Below are 749 nucleotides of genomic sequence, written 5' to 3' on the forward strand. Positions count from 1 at the left end.
GGGCGGGCGGCGCGGGGCGGGCAGCGGAACCGCGAGAGGGCCCGTGCCACGCGGTTCGCGCGGGCGCGGGCCCTGTCGGGGTCATCCCGGTGGTCCCTGTCCGGCCCCTGGGGTGAGGGGGAGGGTGATCAAGGTCGCGGGTGGGGGTTCGGTGTGGGCCGAGGGGGTCGGCTTAGTACCAGTGGTGGGTCTGCCAGAACGCCCAGGCGGCGTTCGGGCTGCCGTAGCGGGAGTTCATGTAGTCCAGGGCCCACTTGATCTGGGTGGTCGGGTTGGTCTTCCAGTCGGCGCCGGCGGAGGCCATCTTGGAGGCCGGCAGTGCCTGGCCCAGTCCGTAGGAGCCCGAGCTCGGGTTGGTCGCGGTCACGTTCCAGCCGGACTCGTGGGAGATGATCTGGCTGAACGAGGCCAGCTGGTTGGCCGGGACGATCTGGGCGGCGATGGCCTGCGGGGAGGCGTCCGCGGCGGAGGCGGTGGCGGGGACCACGGCGGCACCCAGGGCGGTCAGACCGGCGGCGCCGGCGAGAATCGCGGCAGAGGTGCGCATGCGGGGCTTGAGAGTGGGCATGTAGAGCAGGACCTCAATCGGGTTGGGCCGAGTCTCGCCCCGTCCTGGACCGTGGCCGGACAGGGGCCGAAGGTCGCGGGGCGTGATTCGGCAGTGAGCCGCATCCGGCGGGACAGGAGCCGGTGTGGCTTGGTGGAGCAATTGTTGCCAGGTGGGATCGGTCGTCGACAAGACCCCCTTG

Annotated in this window: 1 protein-coding gene; it reads right to left on the minus strand. The window is 71.7% G+C overall.

All coding sequences use genetic code 11. The annotated features are described in order from the left end of the window. Nucleotides 1-172: 172 nt before the first annotated feature. On the minus strand, nt 173-547 hold the full coding sequence (locus KV557_RS41960) for a transglycosylase SLT domain-containing protein (RefSeq protein WP_256178761.1): 375 nt from the start codon (nt 545-547) through the stop codon (nt 173-175). Between the last annotated feature and the right edge of the window lie 202 nt (nt 548-749).

The organism is Kitasatospora aureofaciens (assembly GCF_019192735.1).
Lineage (GTDB): Bacteria > Actinomycetota > Actinomycetes > Streptomycetales > Streptomycetaceae > Kitasatospora > Kitasatospora aureofaciens_A.

Bases quoted from the DNA above. Each gene is read 5' to 3' on its own strand.
- KV557_RS41960 (WP_256178761.1), bottom strand. From the start codon at position 547: ATGCGCACCTCTGCCGCGATTCTCGCCGGCGCCGCCGGTCTGACCGCC.